Origin of the sequence: Limisphaera sp. VF-2 (genome assembly GCF_049537125.1) — a bacterium.
GTDB lineage: Bacteria > Verrucomicrobiota > Verrucomicrobiia > Limisphaerales > Limisphaeraceae > Limisphaera.
In genome coordinates this window covers 215,715-233,585 of sequence record NZ_JBMVQY010000004.1, presented here as the reverse complement: position 1 = coordinate 233,585, position 17,871 = coordinate 215,715, and the positions used below count along the sequence as shown (strand labels likewise).

Below are 17,871 nucleotides of genomic sequence, written 5' to 3'. Positions count from 1 at the left end.
CCGCGCACCACAGCTTTCTCAGCGGCCAAAGACAAAATCCAGTTTCCACAGTGCCCGCTCGCGCAGGCTTTCCTTCGACCGGATGATGTGCCGCCCTCCCGGGTGTACATGGTACTCCATCGGAATCCCAACCCGGCAAAACTCCGCTCCATGCCGTGCCGCTTCCGCAGGGCTCCACTGTTCACGCTCTCCGTGCGTGACCAAAATCCGATCGGTCAATCCCACCTGCGGCTTCGGCAGGTCGCCGCGATTGCACAACATCAGGCCCCGATACCGCCCCGGATACATCTCCGCCAACGCGTTCACTGTCAGCGTGCCGGCGCTAAACCCCAACAAATACACCCGGTCTCCGTCCACCGAGGGATGCGCCCGCATTACCCTCTCCACGGCTAATACGTGGTTGGTATGGTCGTAGATTGTCTCGATCCGACGCTGATCCCAGCGGTACCTGACCAACGCCACATATGCACCGGCCCGTGCCAGGGCCTGCGCGGATACTCCGTGGGCAATCGGGGTCCATTCATAGGCGCCCAGGACTATGACCAGGGGATATTTCTTGCCACGTCGATAATCCGCGGGCGGGACAAGATCGAACATCGCCCAATGTCCGGCCCCGTACGGCGCACGCGCCGTCAGCACGGGTTGCAACGGCGGCAAAGCCACGCCCGGTTCCCCCGGCCACCAGGCGCAGGTCAGACTTTCGGAGCCGATTTCGTACCGCCAGACCCCGGGCGGCTCGTTGGTCACAGAGCCATGAACAAACAGTGCACGGCCACGCTCCGCCGTGCAAAAGCTGTACACTGCGCCGTCCTCGAGCACCTCGCGCTCCCGGCCCAGCCACTGCGCCCGCACTCGCAGCCGGGGCTTCCCATTTCGTACCGTCCGATAGGCCCAACCCTCCCCACCCATCACCCATTGCCCTTCCAGAATCGATTCCCCCTCGGCCAACACCCGGGCCGTGCTCGCACCTTGTCGCAGGCCCTCGACCGCCACCAGCCGGCACGTCGTTACCCGATTCGTGCGAAAGCTATAGGTCACCAGCAGGGCATCCCGCTGCGGCTCGTAATCCACCCACGTCACTTCCCCCGCCTCGGCCCGCCACACCTCGGACCACTCACGCGCGGTAAGCGATCCCCGCCAGAGCGCAGGCCCCACCACCCACGCGATCATGTCCGGGCTCAAAATCCGCAGCCCCCGAAGCGCACCCTCCCCGCCCGGCAGTTGCCACGTTTCCGCTTCTTCCCAACCCGCAGCGGTGCGACGAAACAAGCGAAGGGTGCGACCTCGATCCAAACACAACCAGCCCCGCCCCTCCCACCATTGGACCCCGGCCAGGCCCTGTCCCACCGGTGCTCGCTGCACGCCCCCGCCCTGCTCCCAAAAATGCACCGTGTTCGTCATGCCGAAGGCCAGCCTGGTTCCCTCCGCATCCCAGGAAAACACATGCGCCGTGCCCGGATCGTAATCCCCATCCCAGATCTCCAGAAGTTGCTCTTCCCGCGCCACCGCCGGCTCCACCACCGCAACCTCGATGCCCCGTCCCGTCGTCCGAATCAGGCCCAACCGTCGGCCGCCCGCATCCACCAACGGCGGCTTCTGAATCACACTGAACCGTCCCAACGCCTCGGCCACCTCCACTCCGGCCCGCGGATACTGCCACACCAACCAAAGCCGCCGCCCCGACACGACCAGAGTCGCCAACACCAGGCACAGTCCGAACCCCAGCCAGCCCGCGGTGGCGTTGCGCCTCAACCACCCGTTTTCCGGCAAGCCAGATCGGTTGCGAACCATAAGCACTCCCATCAGGCTGTGTGACGTCAGCTTAATCCAGGCACCGACCTCCGACAACTGGATTTCCGGGCTCCGGCCCTCTCTCGCCCCTTGGCTGTCCCGCATCCATTCGGGCATCACACTTTTCAGGCATGTCCGTGCACTTTGCGTGTGACCTCAGTGTCCCGAGCCAAAGGCGCCCCGGGCCGCAAAAGGGACCCTGCAAAACACTGAGGCGACCATCTCGAATCGGCACCCGCCCGGTGTGCCAATCCGTCGCCTCGATCCACCAGCCCGCCTCACTCTCCCGGTGCCCGCGATCGCTCCCGACGCAACAAAAGCCAGAGGACCACCGTGCCCGCCGCCATGGCAGCCAGCACCGCATACCGAACCGACGGCTGCCTCCGATCCGCGGACCCGGGCGCGACGTATCGCACCGGCACCAGACTGGCAAAACCGCCCTGCGTGCTGACATAGACAGCATTGTTTGTGTACACGGACAGCGTCGGGATCTCCTGCTGGATCTGTGCATAGTGAAACATCCCGGGCTCCAACGGTCCCTCGGCCACCTCCAGGGACCGCAGCCGGAAGAGATCGGTCAGTTGTTTCTTGCCCGGTCGTATTTCGAGCATCCTGCGAATCGTTCCAGCGAGTCGGCCCTGCACGAAGTCCGCGGAGTACTCGAATTCAACATGCCAGATGTAATCAGCCGGCTCGCCCGGCACGCGAGCCGTAAGGAGCAAGCCCCGCGGCAGTCCATCTTACTCTACAAGCAGCGTTCCCGACCACACAATCCCCAGCGCGTTCGTTCGCACACAGCGGTCTCCCCACCAGCGGATTGCCCCGATGTCGCGGTTTGGAATTCCCCTGCTCGGGACCTGGGACACATAATCCAAGGCTCCCCGACAGGCCCCGACTACATCGTTCGTGCGTTCGCCAGTGACGCTTTTGCACGGTCCTGGCGTAAAAGCGCAAACCTTGTCCATAGTACGAATCGTAGGTCCACCAGACATCGCCATGATGTCCGCACGCCCTCCGCACCCGCAACGTCTCCCCTTCCACCGAATCCACCCCCGGCAGACATTCCGCAAGACAGAACCTGTTGGTCTCCGGTCCCATTGCACCACATATGGCACCAGCGCGGCAGGAACAACGTGATAAACGGGCGCACCAAAAGGCATCGCCCCGAACACCAGCCGCTTCACGATGCACAGGTTCGAGACGAAGTCCTTCAGAAACGCCACTCGATCCACCTCGGCGGCCCACCCCGCCAGCGATGCACCCACACGCACGGCACAACCCGCAACCAGGCCGATCACGCGAGCTGGCCGCGCACTTTGCTCCAATCCCCGGCGTGGTTTGCTGCACTCGCAATCCGCGTGGCTCCTGGCCGGGTGCCGCCCGCCGGGCCTGCTCCCCCCGGTCCTCGGACGCAGCCCGCACGCAGAGAGCACAAGTCGTGCCCGACATGCGATCACGGGGCTTCCCCAAGCAGCAGCTCAGGCTTGCGCCCTCGAGGCACACACGCGCACGCCCGCAAGCCCTGTCTTCGACAACCATCCTTCCCACATTCCCCCCGGGTCTCACCTTGCGTACATTTACCATCCCCCGCAGAACTCCTTCCGGGACAATGTGTGCACGGCTTGTTCCCCCTATTCGACGCACGACGGTCGGCTCCTTCTGGCCCCCTGGATACTGGTGATATGCTCCGGTGGCCACGCCCATGCTGTTCTCATACACCCAAAGCAAATAGCGTCCTGTCTGCTTCCTTTGGCGACCTTGCTTTCCAGAGCTCTTCAGCTTGGTTCCCCGGAACTGGACCACCGTCTCGGCAACGTGCAGCATACGCGCCACATACCAACATCCGGTGCGGGGCACACAACCATGCCGATCTTTGCGCATGCACCTCCTGTGCCCTCACACCTTGTTTCCTACAGTTCCTGCGCGGACAGGCATCACTTCAGTCTCATTTCTTCCGCCAATGACCCTCAGCCATTTCAACACCCTTCACGGAATGCTTTCCTGGGCAGGACACTTCATGTCCCACACATGCCGGATGAGCTTTAACATTATCCTCCGTAACACAACGTCACTTGCCGCCAGGATGTTGTACACGTCCTTCACCACGCAGAGCCGCATGCGGCTTGTTCCAACACCTTAACGCTCCGCTGTCGACTCCCAACGTGTTCCAACACGCTGCCAGACCCCCACGATCCCACACCGCTTTCATGCGCCGCTCGCTCCGCTGCATGCTGCGCGGATCGCAAGCAACAGCTCAGGTGCCCGGACAAGGGGCGCCTACACACTCTGCATAGCCATAGAAGCCATACAACGACACATCAGTCACTGCCACACAGGCACGGCGGTGGCGCTGCAAGTACTGACCCGACCGGCCGCTTCCATCGTTCCTGTATCATTTCCTCCTCTCGCTTCAGGACACTGAGCCGAGCGATTCTACAGTACACACTGCCAACACAGGTGGATATACCTGACAGAGCACAAGCATATTTCTGCGCCCCTCACACCCAATCGTGGTGCCGTTCATGTGCCAACACGCCTATACAGCTGCCGTTACGATGCATGTACCCAGTCCACCTGCCATGACAGCTTGTCAGGCGATGCTCCTTGTGTGCTCATCGTCTTCATACTGTTATTCCTGTCACACTGACCCCATCACTCGCGACGAGTGTCTCCTGAGAATCGTGCTTTCTGGTTCTCCCGATACAACAACACGACCAGCGTGGATACACTGCACGCCACAAGGATCGCTACGAGCCAGGGACGCACACGCGTGGACTGCCAGACCGAACTGACGTGCGGCGCGCTCCTCCCGCCCTGCCAGTTGGGATGCTGTAGCACTACGCGCTCCCCGTCCTGGTGAACGACCACGTGGAAATCGGTTGGCAGCAGGAATTGCTCGCATCCCGTGGACAACAACTTCACGGATGAGGCCCACCACTGCAGAATGCCGTACGTTGCATAGTGGTCCCAGTCGGATTCTCCTTGCCACCGCGTGTACACCTGAATCTGGCGAAGGCCTGTGGAATCGTGGATCAACCGCACTTTTCGGGCCGCCGGCTGCGATCCATTACCAAGATCATACTCAATTTCATGCACCAGTCCCTGCTGGAGGCGCACCCTGCCCTCCACGATCCCTCTGTCGTCGACACCACGGGCCCTGAAACGCACGGACTGAGCCTCCTTTCCAACCAGCCGAACCGTTGTCGGATCTATTTCATACAGGCCAAGTCGGAGAATTTCCGAAGCCATTCGCCCGTATGTCGCGTGGGGCGCCAGGGTGGTTCCCTCATGCTCATAGGTGCCGCTGTGCGATTCGAGGCATTGAAAACCGGTTTTTCCCCCGATCCACCAGTGAGTGCCCTGCCGCCCGGCGAACGTCCCTACTCGCGCGTCCGCCTGCCAGGGAGTAGCGTTGCTGCCCGACAGCTGCTGGATCATCCAGTGTTCCCAATCCAGAAATCGAAGAGCGAAATATTCGGTCCGCGACGCGAGTGTCCCTTGTCCCCTGTGAAACACATCTTCCATAAAACGTTTCATTTCGTCCAGGCTTTCAAATGCCACGGGATACTCGTGCAGGGTCCTGCTGAAAACGAGTGTGTCAAAGGGGCCCGGCCGGTGCATCCATGATTCGAAGGAATCGGCTGTTATGGTGAGGGGCAGCCCATTGCCGGCCTGCGCGCCACCACCCACACCACAGCACGCGGTCAGCCAAAGGCAGCTCCACGCCCTCCCACCCAAACCTGCAAACCATCGGCGACACCACGAACCATTCTCCCTGCGGAGCTTCCTCCGCAGCGCAACCAATGCGGAGTGTTTGGCTTTTAAGCCCCTTCTGATGGCGTTAATGAACGTACCAAACATGGCTTGATGACTTGACTGGAACGAGGTTCTCGGGCCGTTATATCATGGCATCCCACATCGGAACATGCAAAGCGGACTGCTTCTCATAGTCACACGGTGCGCCGCGCCCCTCCCGCCGACAATGCGATTTTCGAGAACGATCCCGAGTTGACTGCCAGGTACAACTCCCGTGGAGTCGGCCTCCGCTCCCAGCGCTCGCAGAAGAGCGTCCCGCCCACCCGGCACCTTCAACGCGCTTGAATTCCTCGGCATCTCCCACACTATCCGAAGGCCCTCGGTTTTTCGCGAAACATCGACATCACCAGGGCAAGCAGGAGCGGGCGACAGCACGACTGCGGAGAAGCGTTCGCCGCACCCCACCTGCGCAGTTGCTGGGGCCCCTGCAATTCCACAAGCCTTGACCGACGACTCTCATAACTCAACCGGCAACCCTCACCGAACCCGCAGGGGCGGGTTGCTGCCGCTGCGCCAGCGAAGCGGTCCGGAGCCGACCCAGGACCCACCATCCGCCGACCGCCCCCAACAGCAAATACACCAACACAACTTTCATCACCCGATCCGCGGTCACCGGCGAGACCCCCAGGGCGTCCGTCAAGTGTCCCAAACACCCACAGGGCGCCTTCCAGTCCATCCACGACAATCCGAGCCGATACAATGCCAGGTTTCCCGCCAGCCAGCCCACCAGCCCAAGCGCCATCTGGAGCCTTCCACCCACCAGGCAGACTGCGGCAACCATTACCTCCAGCCAGCCCACGGCCAACATCAGCCACCGGAAGGGCACACCAAGCACCGGGTCCTGCACTTCCATGGCCCGGGACGGCTCCAAACTGCTCCACACCTTCGCCAAACCCGTCACCAGCAAAACCATCCCGGCACTCCACACAAAACCGCGAACCCAATCCTCCCGCTTCCCGAGCCAGTGCAAGTACGGCCTGCCCCCCTTCTCGGCGCTCCCGCCCTGCATCGCCGGTCCCAACCGACCAATCCCTGCCGTCACCGCCGTCGTGTTCGCTCGGCTTCCTTGTTCGCCAGCCATAAGCCTGCCTCCTGCGCTTCCGTAGCCAAGGCTGTCAGCTTGCTTTTTACCACGGACGCGGCCGCCGGCAAGGGACAAGAGCGGAGGCGCAAAAAATGCGACAACCGCGTGACTCCAGCGATTGCCCCCTGTCCTCTGGACCACCGCCGTCTCGGCCCGACGCACCGGCCCGGCGGTTTCGCAATTCCCCGACCGACCTGTCGCGGAATCCCTGCACTCCTTCCGCCGCCTGACGGCATTGCGAGAGTTTCATCCCAACCAGGAACACCGTTTGAGACCGAATCGAACCCGACCCATCTGCAAGCCACTGAACCCAGCGCCCGAAAAAGCTCCGTCGGTCCCAGCCGACGCACTGCCTGCTCAACCATCCGGAAGAGCGTCGTGCGCAAGAACGCCCCTGAAGCTGACGCCAGCACACGTCCCCTGACCGGAGCCCGAGCCGTGCACCGGTCCGCTTTTGGGCGGTGGCGGGATGCTGGGCTCTAGCCGGGCAGCGCGCCTCCCGGTCGTTTCCCACCAGCTCAGAAAAAGGCGTGGGGACCGGGCGCTCTTACGCAACACACCGCAGAATCATGCGGGACCCACACGTTGCAGTCGTCGTCCCACCGCCAGCGAAAGATCCACGGTGCAGGACGGCGCGGGTTCTGATGCGTACGCACAAGAATCCGCACCGCGGTGACCTTCTGCGGGCCTTCCAGCTTGGCGCCGCCGGAACACTGCGGGACTACCATGCTTTGGCCCCAGCTAATCCCGGCGTTCGGACCGTACAGCGGCGAATCCAGCGGAGGTAAGTCCATCCCCGCCCCAACCCGATGGAACCACAGCTGCGATTCCGAAGGAGCAATCGTTAGCCACCCCTGTCCGGGGGCCACGCGCCCCCGTTCCACGATCAGCCGCCATGCCGTTTCCACCAACTGCCGGGCATCGCCGTCCGTATTCTCCAGCCGGTTTGTGCGGCCGCCGCCCAGGATTAACGAAATCCCTTTAGTGCCCACGTACTGGCTGAGCCGATACTCGCAGGTTCCACATGGAAATAAAACTTCCCGCAAGTCAGTCCAGTCTCCACTCCAATGGGCACGCAACAGCCGCTGGACCCGCCACAACCAGTCCCGCAGCTGCTCGTCGCGCAGCTCTGCCGCCAGGACATCAAAGCCGCGCACACTCCGCCAGTCGCTTGGTCCCCAGTCCTCGATCGGCCGAAACTCGGCTCGGTTCCATTTCCGGATGAGCTCCTGATACTCGCGGACGCCCCACACCGGATCGTTAGGTTCCCACAAACCAAGGTCCCACATCTGCTGCCTTCGCACCGCCACAAGGGACAGGATCAGAATGGTCGGCAACAGCCAGATCACGATCGCGAGCCATTGCTTCGCTTTCATCGTTGTCCTCCGGTCGAATTCCCCGCTTCAGCGCGGCCTTCTCCAGCACACCGGACGACCCGCATGCGGCCAGCCCTCTCAGCGCCTGATCGTATCTACAGGGCCGAACGTGCGATCCTCAGGCCTCGGGAACTTGTACACAGGTGAGCCCATAGCCTGTCTGCCGATGGTGCTTGACCCGTTCAATCGTTCTTACAACCCTGCCCCGGGAGACACGTTTGGTCGCCATCACAACAGTCTTCGTGCGCTTGATTCTGCTGATCGCACCATAGGCAGCAGTAGCGGTTCCAGCATCGCCATGTGTGCCTCCGGCCATCGCAGGAGACCGGCTGGGTCACATCGCAAAGGGTGGTAAGCCCGTGTCCGGCCTCGTGTTTCCGCGCGCCTGCCACCACAGTCAGGGCCATGCCAAGCAACCAACACATGATGGCGACGTGGAGTGCACCACGCCTTCCCCTGCGCTCGGTTGCGCCACCTTTCTTGATCGCATGTGCTTTCATGTATCCTCCCCCTTCAGTTTTTGTCGTGCTGTTTGAGCTGTGACACGCAAACGCAACTCCTGGTCGTACGCTGAATCTCAAACAAGACAGAGTCTTAGACCCTTGCCCGGAAAAGGCCCGGGCTGCGAGCTGCGTCGCCGGATCCATCACAGGGAACACCACCGATGCATTCCACAAAACCGCAATCGCCTCTCCGACCAGTTCAAAAGTCAGCCGCCCGCGCTCGTACCGCTCCTCCGCCCTGCGTGGCCGGTCCCAATCGACCGGTCCCTGCTCTCACCGTCGTCGTGTTCGTGCGGCTCGCGTGTTCGCCAGCCAAAAGCCGGCCGCCGGCGTTTCCGTATCCAAGGCTGTCAGCATCCTTTTTACCACGGACGCGGCCGCCGGCAAGGGACAAAAGCGGAACGTGCAAAAAAAATGCGACAACCGTCAGACTCCGTAGATTGCACCCTGTCCTCTGGACCACCGCCGTCTCGGACCGAAGCACAGGCCTGGCAGCCTCGCAATTCCCCGGCCGACCTGTCGCGGAATCCCTGCACTCCTTCCGCCGCCTGACGGCATCGCAGGGCGCCCAGTCTGCCGGACCCCAGCCTCCGGCCTGCAGGTGCCGTGGGAAGTCGCCGGTGGAGCCTCAAGAAGATGGCCACCGACGCAGCTGGCAGCCGGGATCCGACACCCTCAGCAAATCGAGATATTCTCACGCTCCGTGTCCGGTGCGGGCTGGAAGCCCGCGACACGACAGGTTCCGAAATCTGCTCTACGGCGCGTTGGGTAACCGCCGTCGTAAGACGGCAGACCGGGGATTCACATCCGAATCCACGCACCGAGTCTTGCCACCGTGGCCACGCAGCAAGCGGGGAGTTGCTCCACTGACTTTCGTGGATGCTCCCTCGATGGGATCCGCCGGTTGACATCGGCGGCTACCGAGATGGCTCCGCGGACTCCCGTCGGCGGCTGCTGATTACATTCTGCGTACTCTGTGAGCTTTGCTCTTCAGCGTGGCCGCCGCCGTGTGGCGGCGGACTCGCCGGATCGGAATTGAGTTCCGCACCTCCGACGGGCGGCCAATGGGCTCCGGGATGGATCGAGGCGTGATCTACCCACTCTCGTTGGCGGCGACCCCATCGAGATCCGCCCATTCTCCTCGGCGGGTCCGCAGTTGGGAATTTCTTGAAGGCCCCCGATTCACATCGGCGGCCACGGACATTGGATTCCGCCGACTTCCGTCGGCGGCTACATGTCAGTTTCTGCGTGTTCTGTGTGATCTGTGGGCCTTTCTTAAGCGTAGCCGCCGCCGTGAGGCGGCGGACCGGGAATTCCGGCGCGGGCGCTTTCCCTTGGGCTGAGTCACCCCAGCCAAGCAGGCCTTGCGACTTGTTCATCCGACTTCCGTCAGTGGTTATCATGCGTCTTTGAGGTCCGCCGATTTCCATCAACGGCTACGGCGTGAGGGGGCGGGTAGCCACCGCGGGAATGCGGTGGATCTTGAGTGAGCCCGCCCATTTTCTTCGGCAGCTACCGGCTTGGGTTCCGGAGACTTCCGTCGGCGGCTGCAAGGCAGTTTCTGCGTGTTCTGCGTGATTTGTGGGCTGTTCCTTCTGCGTATCCTACGGGATGGAGCCCCGCGATACGGCCGGCTGAAAGGCGCTGCTACGCAGTGATGGGCCGGTAGGCGCAGGCCGCAAACACAGCGCAGTTGCCCACTGTGTGGGACCCCTGGCTCCCAGCAGGCGGACGTGGAGGCAGGCCTGGGGAGTCCTCAAACGATGTCCCGAGGCGCCCCATCTCTCACAGGCCCTACGCACCACTTTGATTTGCAGATGCAGTTGAAAAAATCCTTTGTGACAGCTCGCTGGCGCATGCCCGTGCGATTCCGATCGCCCGGAGTCCCTCTCCCCTCGAGGAGGCCCGGTGACTCTCCACAAGCGCCCCCTTCGCGAACAAACCGCCTGGCGCCCTTTGGCGGTCCACGGTCAATCCGTTCACGACCTCCACGCTTTCGGCAATTTCTCGACTACAAGCACGGCCCATGACAGTTGTAAGCGGGCGTCGGGCCACTGCGCTGAATGGGTCCGTAGGGCACACCACAGATGGATCCCCATTCCAACCGGGCGCACGTGGCGGTGAAGGGGTCAAGCGTTCCGTACGAGGTTCCACGGATGCAACCCGGCACATAACCGTTGGAGGTGTGCACGACCCGCTCTCCCCACCAGAGACACTCGTTACCGCCCGGGCCTCCGAATCTGCAGCAGACAGGGTGTCTCACCGAGCAGGCAACATGACAAATAATGTCCCCGGTCGTGTCGTAACAGTCGGAGGACACCACGCCGACGGCTCCGGCCCGGCAGATCGAAAGCGCTGCCCATGCAAACCTTCTTTGCGTCGCTCGTTTTCTCCTTCCATTCCTTCCTGTTATTCCTGCTTGGCTTGATCCTGGTTCCTGCAGCGGAGCAGCACGACCCACCCCGCTGCCAGGGACGAGATCACCAGGAGGCAAAGAACCACAAGGCGCCGTTGGCTGCCGTCTGCCTGCACGACCCCGAGCGACCTGGCCTGCTCGGCCGCTGTGTACGCCTTTTGTAGCGGTTTCTTCGGATCGCGGATGCTCCCGGCATACACGGTGTCGTTCGAAACGATGAAGAACCGGTCCTGCGCTTCCGGGACGAACCTCAACGGCTCGAAAAGGGCCAACGGAACCGGGGACGTCTCCATGTCCAGGTGGAGCAAGGTGATCCGAACTTCCGGATACTCCCTGTCATCGACGATTCTATAACGCTCAAACTCGACCGGAAAGGTGCCGCCGGCGAAGATCTCGTCATAGCGATATCGGACCACCGCGCGCACGGGTCCATCCTTGGTGTGCCTGAGCGCGATTTCCGCTGGCAGGCCGCCACGCAGAGTCAGTTGTCCAAACACTTCGCCCGCCTCGCTTTCTGCCTGCAACTCGTCGTCCCTCCAGCGCACCGAGCCTGGCTTGATCTCCGAAAGCCCAAGATTCAAGACCGTCTCCACTGTGGCATGCGCGAACTCCTCGATGCCCCGGACCGCCCGGGCCGCAGCGGCACGAACCTCTAGCCCGTGTATGGTGGTAAGGTTGCCCGCATGCAGCTCCCACACGAGGTCCCGAATTCGCCCCACATACACCTGGTCCTCCCGGGGCGCATCGATGGCATTCGTATCAGTCACCGCCTGCAGATAGTACGCATCGGGTCGCCAACGGAAGAAGAATGTTTGCCTCTGCGCCTGTTGTATATCCGTCGGCAAAGGGATCCTCAATTCTCGCTCGAAGAGACATGCCTGAACGGCAGGCCTGCTTTCGAGGAAACGCTTGAAACGATCAAGAGCGCTGTATTCGGTCGCCAGGGCGTCGGTGCATGCCGAGCCCACAATTAGCGCCCACATAACGACGCGCCGAACCCCCCCTTTCTCCAGAATCGTATGCCGCCACCTCGTCCCCTTGCGCAGGCGCTTGTCACAAATGTGGACGCTGTTCAAGTCCCGGCAGATTGGATCGGCATTGTTGCCATCCTTTCGCTCGGCACCCCACTTGAGGTTCAAGCCCCTAATGGTGAAGCGGCCGCCCCTCACCTTGGCTTTCTGCGCCCCCGCCCTCGGCACTTCGGCTGTCAACGACGGCATTGACCCGCTCCACAGGTTCGCCACAACCACCACCGCGGACGCGAGTTCGCCCCTTCCACCGGCAGCCCGGAACCACACGCGTATCCGCGCCAGCCGATCCCCATCTGAAACACCTTTCGTTGCGCTGCCCCTTCTGGCTCGGCCGGGTCCGAACTGTCGGTCCAGACGTTCGACCTCTTCGTAATCCGTCTGCCGGCGCTTTTGTCTGCCATAAACGTTGCTCCGGTTGGTTGTGAGCCGGACTTGTCGATCTCCTTTTACCACGGCCTGCCGCAGCGGCAAAGGGGCAAAAGCGGAACAGGCAAAAAATGCGACACCCCCGCGAGGCCACCAACCGGACGTTTCGGACCGGGTTCGCTGCCGCCGACATGCGCGAGAGTCAGGCAGTGCCGCAGATTCGGGCCCCTCCGGCCGGGTCCGGGCAACCCGAGTTTCCAGGGACACTCTCGGGCTTCACCCGGACAAGACCCTACTCCTCCCAAGCAGACCCGGCAAACCCGGGGGTCTCCCGGCCGCCTTTGTGCGCAGAAGGATGTGTTCCCGGGCTTGATCCGAGCATGCTGGAAAACGTTGCCACCTGAGAATACACACGAAGGACTCTGCTCCATTGGGGGTGCGGAACCGGGATCTGCGTTGCAACCCGCCCGAGGCCATGCCATCGAAACTCACCGAGCCAGCAGTTCAGCAATCTGGATGGAGAGAGCGCCTCAACACTGCCGGCGCAGCCCCTGACGCAACACCCAGACCAACAGGCCCACACTCAGCCCCAGGAAGGCGCCCACGGCGACCTTCGACAATGTTCGTCTTTCAGCCGGCGGCCGTGGCTGCGACCAAGCCGCTCTGTTGGTCAGCGGGCTTACGTCCATGAACCGTGGCGCCTGCAACACCGCCGCCACCTCCCCCTTGTTGTCGCGCTCCACCACCAGGTATTCCCGGGGCGCGACGAATTCGAACAAGCTGCGATCCACCACGTCTAGTTCTCGAAGCTCGTCCACGTAGTACGTTTCCACCTCCAGGTCTTTTCCCTCCTCGGCCTTCACCCGGCCCATCACCCGGGCCGGCCAACTCCAGGCGCCGTACCGGTACACTCGCGCCTCCCATTGTCCGGACGTTCCGACGTAGGTGGCCAACAAGCGACCCGGGGGCTCTGGAGAGATGACGAGGGCCAGTCGGGGCTTGAGTCTCTCCACAATGGCCAAAGGGCTCGAGGCAAGTCGGAAGTCCAGTCGCAGCGCCCGCGTGCCGAACAGCTCCACCGCCACTGCCTCCATGTGCCCCACCGGCGCTCTGTCCCCGGCGACCGACGCCGCCTTGGACGGGTCGAATCGCAGTTCACCTGACCGTAGAAGAAGCTCCGCATCGCCCAGCCAGGTGCTCGCTGCCGTGTACAATTCCGTGGGGATGCGGAACACCTGCTCCAGGGCCGATCGCTCGCCCGGCCACACACGCAGCGTGGCCGAACGCACGTCATGATTGACGGTGAATGAACGAACTGCCCCATCCGGCAGGTTGGTCTGAATCACCACCTTTTCGGGCACAAAATCGCACAGCGCCGGACCGGCGTTGGTCTCCACCCTTGTCTCCAGCCGGTACTCTTTGTCATCTCGATATTCCTTCCACCATTCCATCCGCCGCTGCCGAAAAGTGTGCCACACCCAATCCCGGACCCTGGCCTCCGTTTCACGGTCCATCGTGTATCCCATCATCTCTTTCGCCTGGAGCTGTAACTTCACATCTCGCTCCCACTCCTCCTTCGTCGGAGGCCGGCCCGTGTAATACACCCGACCGCAGATGTAGTAACGCAGGGGCCTCTCCCGTACCACAGTCTCGAAGACGACGCGCAGTTCCTCCACCGTCGGCGAACGCGGTGGTTCAGCGGGGGTGGTTAGAAACACATTCGTTACCGCCTGACGCAACCCCGGCAGCTCCTCGGCCCGGGCCGCGGCCAGCCACCCCAGGCCCATGACCAGGATGACGCCCCAACCCAACACCTGCGCACTTCGTGGAGACCGTTCACTCCTCATGATCCCGTTCTCGGACTGCGTTCGCTGGACTCCCGCGGCAACCGGGCATGGCGCACTTCCGATTCCCTGCCCTCAGATTGGACATTCTCCAGAAGCGGCCACAGTCATGGGAACCGGATCCAGATTCCGCACATTGACCGGATCGCAACCCTCCAACAAGTCACACCCAAGCCATCCCACCAGGCCGGAGATTACGCCGGCAGCCGCTGCGCACTCCAGGCACGGCACAATGGCCGTACACGCAGCGGAACAAATGGGAACCGCAGCCGCGATGATGAGCAGACAGACCATGACCCGGGCGTTGTTCCAGTTCCTCTCGCAGTCTGCTATTGTTCCCGGAGAGATCATGCGAGTTTCACAAACCCTATATCCCGTTTCTTGTCCACCGACACATTCATACCACTGTTTGATCTGCAGCCTCCGCTCGAAGAGACCGCACCTGGGAACGATTTCCCCCGAGCATTCGCACCGCTCCTCACTCATGCTTTTCGGGACTGTGATGAAACAGTTGTTTGCACGCGCCGAAAGCGTGGCCACAGGCAAGGCTGAGCACAAGAATACCGTTGTGGCCGCCTTCGCCATGCTGGAAACAGCACGCACCATGACGTTCATCCGTATCCCTCTTTTGCTGGTTGTTGCGAAAAAATGAACGGCGGATCCCTTCGCACGTACAGGTTGCCGGGTCGCGAGGTGAAAGGCGACTACTCCACTTGGCCAGTCCCGTTCGCGATCGGGCTCTTGTGACGGTCGCCGAGGTGCGCCGCGCTCTCTCGGATGCTTGGCCCGGTCCGGCCTGTCCGAACTCTGTTGCGATGTTTCCTGCTGGTGCGCTTCGGCTGCATCCTCCACATAGCCGCCGGACCACCAACGCGAGCCGCGCCCTGAAATCGCCCCCCCGCATGCTCGCGATCGGTTCCTCCTGTTTGCCGTGGCGCAAGCCTGCGGTGAGCCACCGACCCGGCTTCCACGCATCATTGCCTCTGTTCACTCACCCAGCAACCAGCTTGGCAAGCACGGCCGTTCACCTGGTTCCAAGGCTTCTCTTTGATTTTTCGAGCGCCCTCTTACCACACCGAGGCCGATCGTCAAGCACTGAGATGTTACCAAAAGTGGAGCCTGCAAAAAATGCGACACGCCTCTTGGGCGGGTCCAACCCTGACTCGTGGAGGCTCGTGTTGCCGACCATGCCTCGCGTCGCTTTCCGGATCGCGCTGCTGTGTTTTCCAAGTGCGGTTCGGAACTTCCGAAGTCGTCCGAAACACTGGAAAGAACTCCGAAGGGGTGCCTCTCAGGGGACACCGGGAATGAGTGCTCGTCTGCCTCGCGTTGCCAAGCGCTCGCAGGTTGCTCGTTCCGGATCGAGGGGTTGCCTCACTCTCGCCCGGCGGCCCGCTGCGGATTTGACCGATCATAGACTCCTTCTCGTGCATCCGACTGCGGGTCGGCTCAGCCGGCCATGGCTCCCAGGGATCCCAGTACGTCCGTCTAAGAGTGCGAAGCTGCGTGCCATGCAGATCGCCTGGTGACGACCGCCAAGGGTCTTTGCGGTCCTGCCTTGGGCCGAGTGGACCCGCCCCGGCCTTTCGGCGTGCGGCTTTTTTTTTTCAGGCTTTTGAACATCCCCGAAAGTGCGCCGGAATTTCGGGGCTCCCGGAACCGCAAAACCGGCGCAAAACTCCATTTCTGTCTGATTCCTGAATCACGGATTCGATAACACGAACACATCTGGGGCTGTCCGTAGATCCCACGGGCCCATCGACGCGCCGAAGATGCATAACCTGCGCAAGCCCGGGGCAAGGGGCCGCGAACTGGGCACGCAAGCTCCCTTTCGCGCCCTGACAAGGGACAACTCCATAATCTTGTCGAGAGGTCCGGGTATGCGCTCACCGCGTTCCGCCCTTTCAGGGTGGGATGGATTGGGGGCACCTGTTTTCCCCGGGCGTTGCCCCGGGCTGATGAATGCCGTCCGATGGGGTAGGCACACGGCGTGCGGCAGGTGCGAAACATTTCCGGGGGCTGGCGGGTTTAGTTGGAATCAGATGGGATGCCGTTGGATTCGGGAATTGCCGTTCAGGGATTGAAACAGGCAAGGCCCCGCCGCCCGAGGTCTCCCTGAGGTGGCCAACACCGGGATGCGCCACTCGCGGATCGCGTGGGCGAATCAACGCGCTGAAGGTGGACACATTTGTCAACCCGGGGCGATGTCCCGGGTATTGGGCCTGCAAAAACCCACCGTGCCGTGAAAGGGCGCAACTCCCGGACCCCCACCGCGATGGGCGGCCGTTTTCACAGCGGGTTCCACCCCTTCAGCGCGCGATGCACCGGGGCGTCCTGCCGGCCCGGAGGGCGTTGGCCCGGCTGATGATTTCCACCCCGATGAAGCGGACACACGGCGTGCCAAAGGCCACCTCCGCGTTCCTCCGGTGTCGAGCGATTCGGTTTTATCCAAAGCGCTGCTACGGTGCCGGCGAGTCTCTGCCCCGTAGGGGCGGGCAGTCCGGCGCATTTCAGGGGTTTGGACATCCCCAAGAGCTCCGCGGAATCTCCAACCGTCGTCGGTGCGGGAGAACCCAGGGAAAACGGCATATCCCTGAGATGCCAGAATCCGTGGCTCCAGCTTGAAAAGCGTCCCTGCTTGCGCCGCGACTGCAAACGCCTCGACATACATGTCACCGGCCGCAAACTGGTGGCACCAGTTGGGCCTCCCGCAGAAGGGAGGCCTTTCTGCTTGGCGGTGGGAGAGTCAAGCTCATGACCGCTACCAGGCCAATCTCGCCCCGTCAGTGGCGTCAGCTGGCGCGGCAGGGGCATTTCTGCGTTCACAGGATGGCCCAATTGGCGGGCGTTTCGCAGAGAACGCTGGAAAGGTATTTCCTCCTTCAGCGCCGGATTTCGCTGCGCTCATGGCTCCACCGGTTGCGACATCGCGCGGCACTCCGGTTCCTGCGAACACGTGAGGCGGCCGAGGTGGCAGCTCTGCTGGGCTACGCAAACGTCCGAAGCTTGAAATCGGCGCTTCGTTTGCCCGCTGCCGGGTGCGACCTGCCAAGCCGGGGCCATGGGCCTCGCCAGGCTTCGAGCCGGCAGAGGGACCGGGAGGGCTCGCCATCCACCCGGTGGCCGCGGCAGATGACTCACTGGCAAGCCCTGGCGCGGCGGTGTGGATTTCGCGCCAAGGTGATGGCGGCCACGCTGGGTGTGTCCGTTCGGACTCTGCGCCACCGGTTTTCTCGGGCCACTGGTCAGTCGCTTGGCAAGTGGTTGACGGAAGTTCGTCTCCGGTTCGCGCAGCGTCTCATGCAGCAGGGTTGGTCCTCGAAGGAAGCCGCCGTGAGAGCGGGCTACGCTTCCCTCCAAAGCTTTTGCCGGGCATGGTCCCGCTGGCGTTCCCGTGGCGGACAAAAGTCGTCACGCTCCGAGGTCCCGTAACCCATTCCTCCTGGTCCGCCAACAGAGGTCTCCGCCCATGCGGATCCCGGACTGTGCAGAAGCCGACAGTCATGAAGAGGGTTGCCCAGGAGGAAGTGAGGAGGCGACGGGTTGAAAGGTTCCACGAATCGCAAGCCTCCGGTCAGCGTTCTCGAGCGTCCCTCTCGAATCGCGATCGGAGAGAGCGGGACGTCCGCAAACCGAAATCGCGC

At 62.4% G+C, this 17,871-nt stretch carries 9 protein-coding genes; 2 read left to right on the top strand and 7 right to left on the bottom strand.

The features are described 5' to 3' along the window. Positions 1–18: 18 nt before the first annotated feature. The 7 genes from ACPDIT_RS12800 to ACPDIT_RS12770 all read right to left on the bottom strand — a co-directional run bounded on the left by ACPDIT_RS12800 (position 19) and on the right by ACPDIT_RS12770 (position 14,230). Complete coding sequence (locus ACPDIT_RS12800) at positions 19–1,791, bottom strand: alpha/beta hydrolase (RefSeq protein WP_423444087.1); 1,773 nt, start codon at positions 1,789–1,791, stop codon at positions 19–21. Positions 1,792–2,069: 278 nt separating this feature from the next. Continuing rightward, positions 2,070–2,513: a hypothetical protein gene (locus tag ACPDIT_RS12795; protein WP_423444086.1), complete on the bottom strand. Its 444-nt coding sequence runs from the start codon at positions 2,511–2,513 to the stop codon at positions 2,070–2,072. Between the two features lie 1,930 nt (positions 2,514–4,443). Then, entirely contained in the window at positions 4,444–5,652 is a 1,209-nt protein-coding gene (locus tag ACPDIT_RS12790) for a hypothetical protein (RefSeq protein ID WP_423444084.1), read from the bottom strand. Between the two features lie 418 nt (positions 5,653–6,070). Continuing rightward, the gene (locus ACPDIT_RS12785) at positions 6,071–6,688 is read right to left on the bottom strand and encodes a MauE/DoxX family redox-associated membrane protein (protein ID WP_423444082.1); all 618 of its coding nucleotides are present in this window, start codon (positions 6,686–6,688) and stop codon (positions 6,071–6,073) included. A 521-nt stretch (positions 6,689–7,209) separates the two neighbouring features. Then, positions 7,210–8,067, bottom strand: coding sequence for a hypothetical protein (locus ACPDIT_RS12780; protein WP_423444080.1), 858 nt, complete (start codon positions 8,065–8,067; stop codon positions 7,210–7,212). Between the two features lie 2,912 nt (positions 8,068–10,979). Further along, a complete protein-coding gene (locus ACPDIT_RS12775; RefSeq protein WP_423444078.1) occupies positions 10,980–11,831 on the bottom strand; it encodes a hypothetical protein in 852 nt (283 codons plus the stop codon). Positions 11,832–12,913: 1,082 nt separating this feature from the next. Beyond that, positions 12,914–14,230 (bottom strand): hypothetical protein, encoded by a 1,317-nt coding sequence (locus ACPDIT_RS12770; protein WP_423444076.1) that lies wholly within the window; start codon positions 14,228–14,230, stop codon positions 12,914–12,916. A gap of 499 nt (positions 14,231–14,729) precedes the next feature. Between ACPDIT_RS12770 and ACPDIT_RS12765 the strand changes: the two genes are divergently transcribed. After that, entirely contained in the window at positions 14,730–14,879 is a 150-nt protein-coding gene (locus tag ACPDIT_RS12765) for a hypothetical protein (protein WP_423444074.1), read from the top strand. Positions 14,880–16,981: 2,102 nt separating this feature from the next. After that, positions 16,982–17,659 (top strand): helix-turn-helix domain-containing protein, encoded by a 678-nt coding sequence (locus ACPDIT_RS12760; protein WP_423444072.1) that lies wholly within the window; start codon positions 16,982–16,984, stop codon positions 17,657–17,659. The last annotated feature ends 212 nt before the right edge of the window (positions 17,660–17,871 follow it).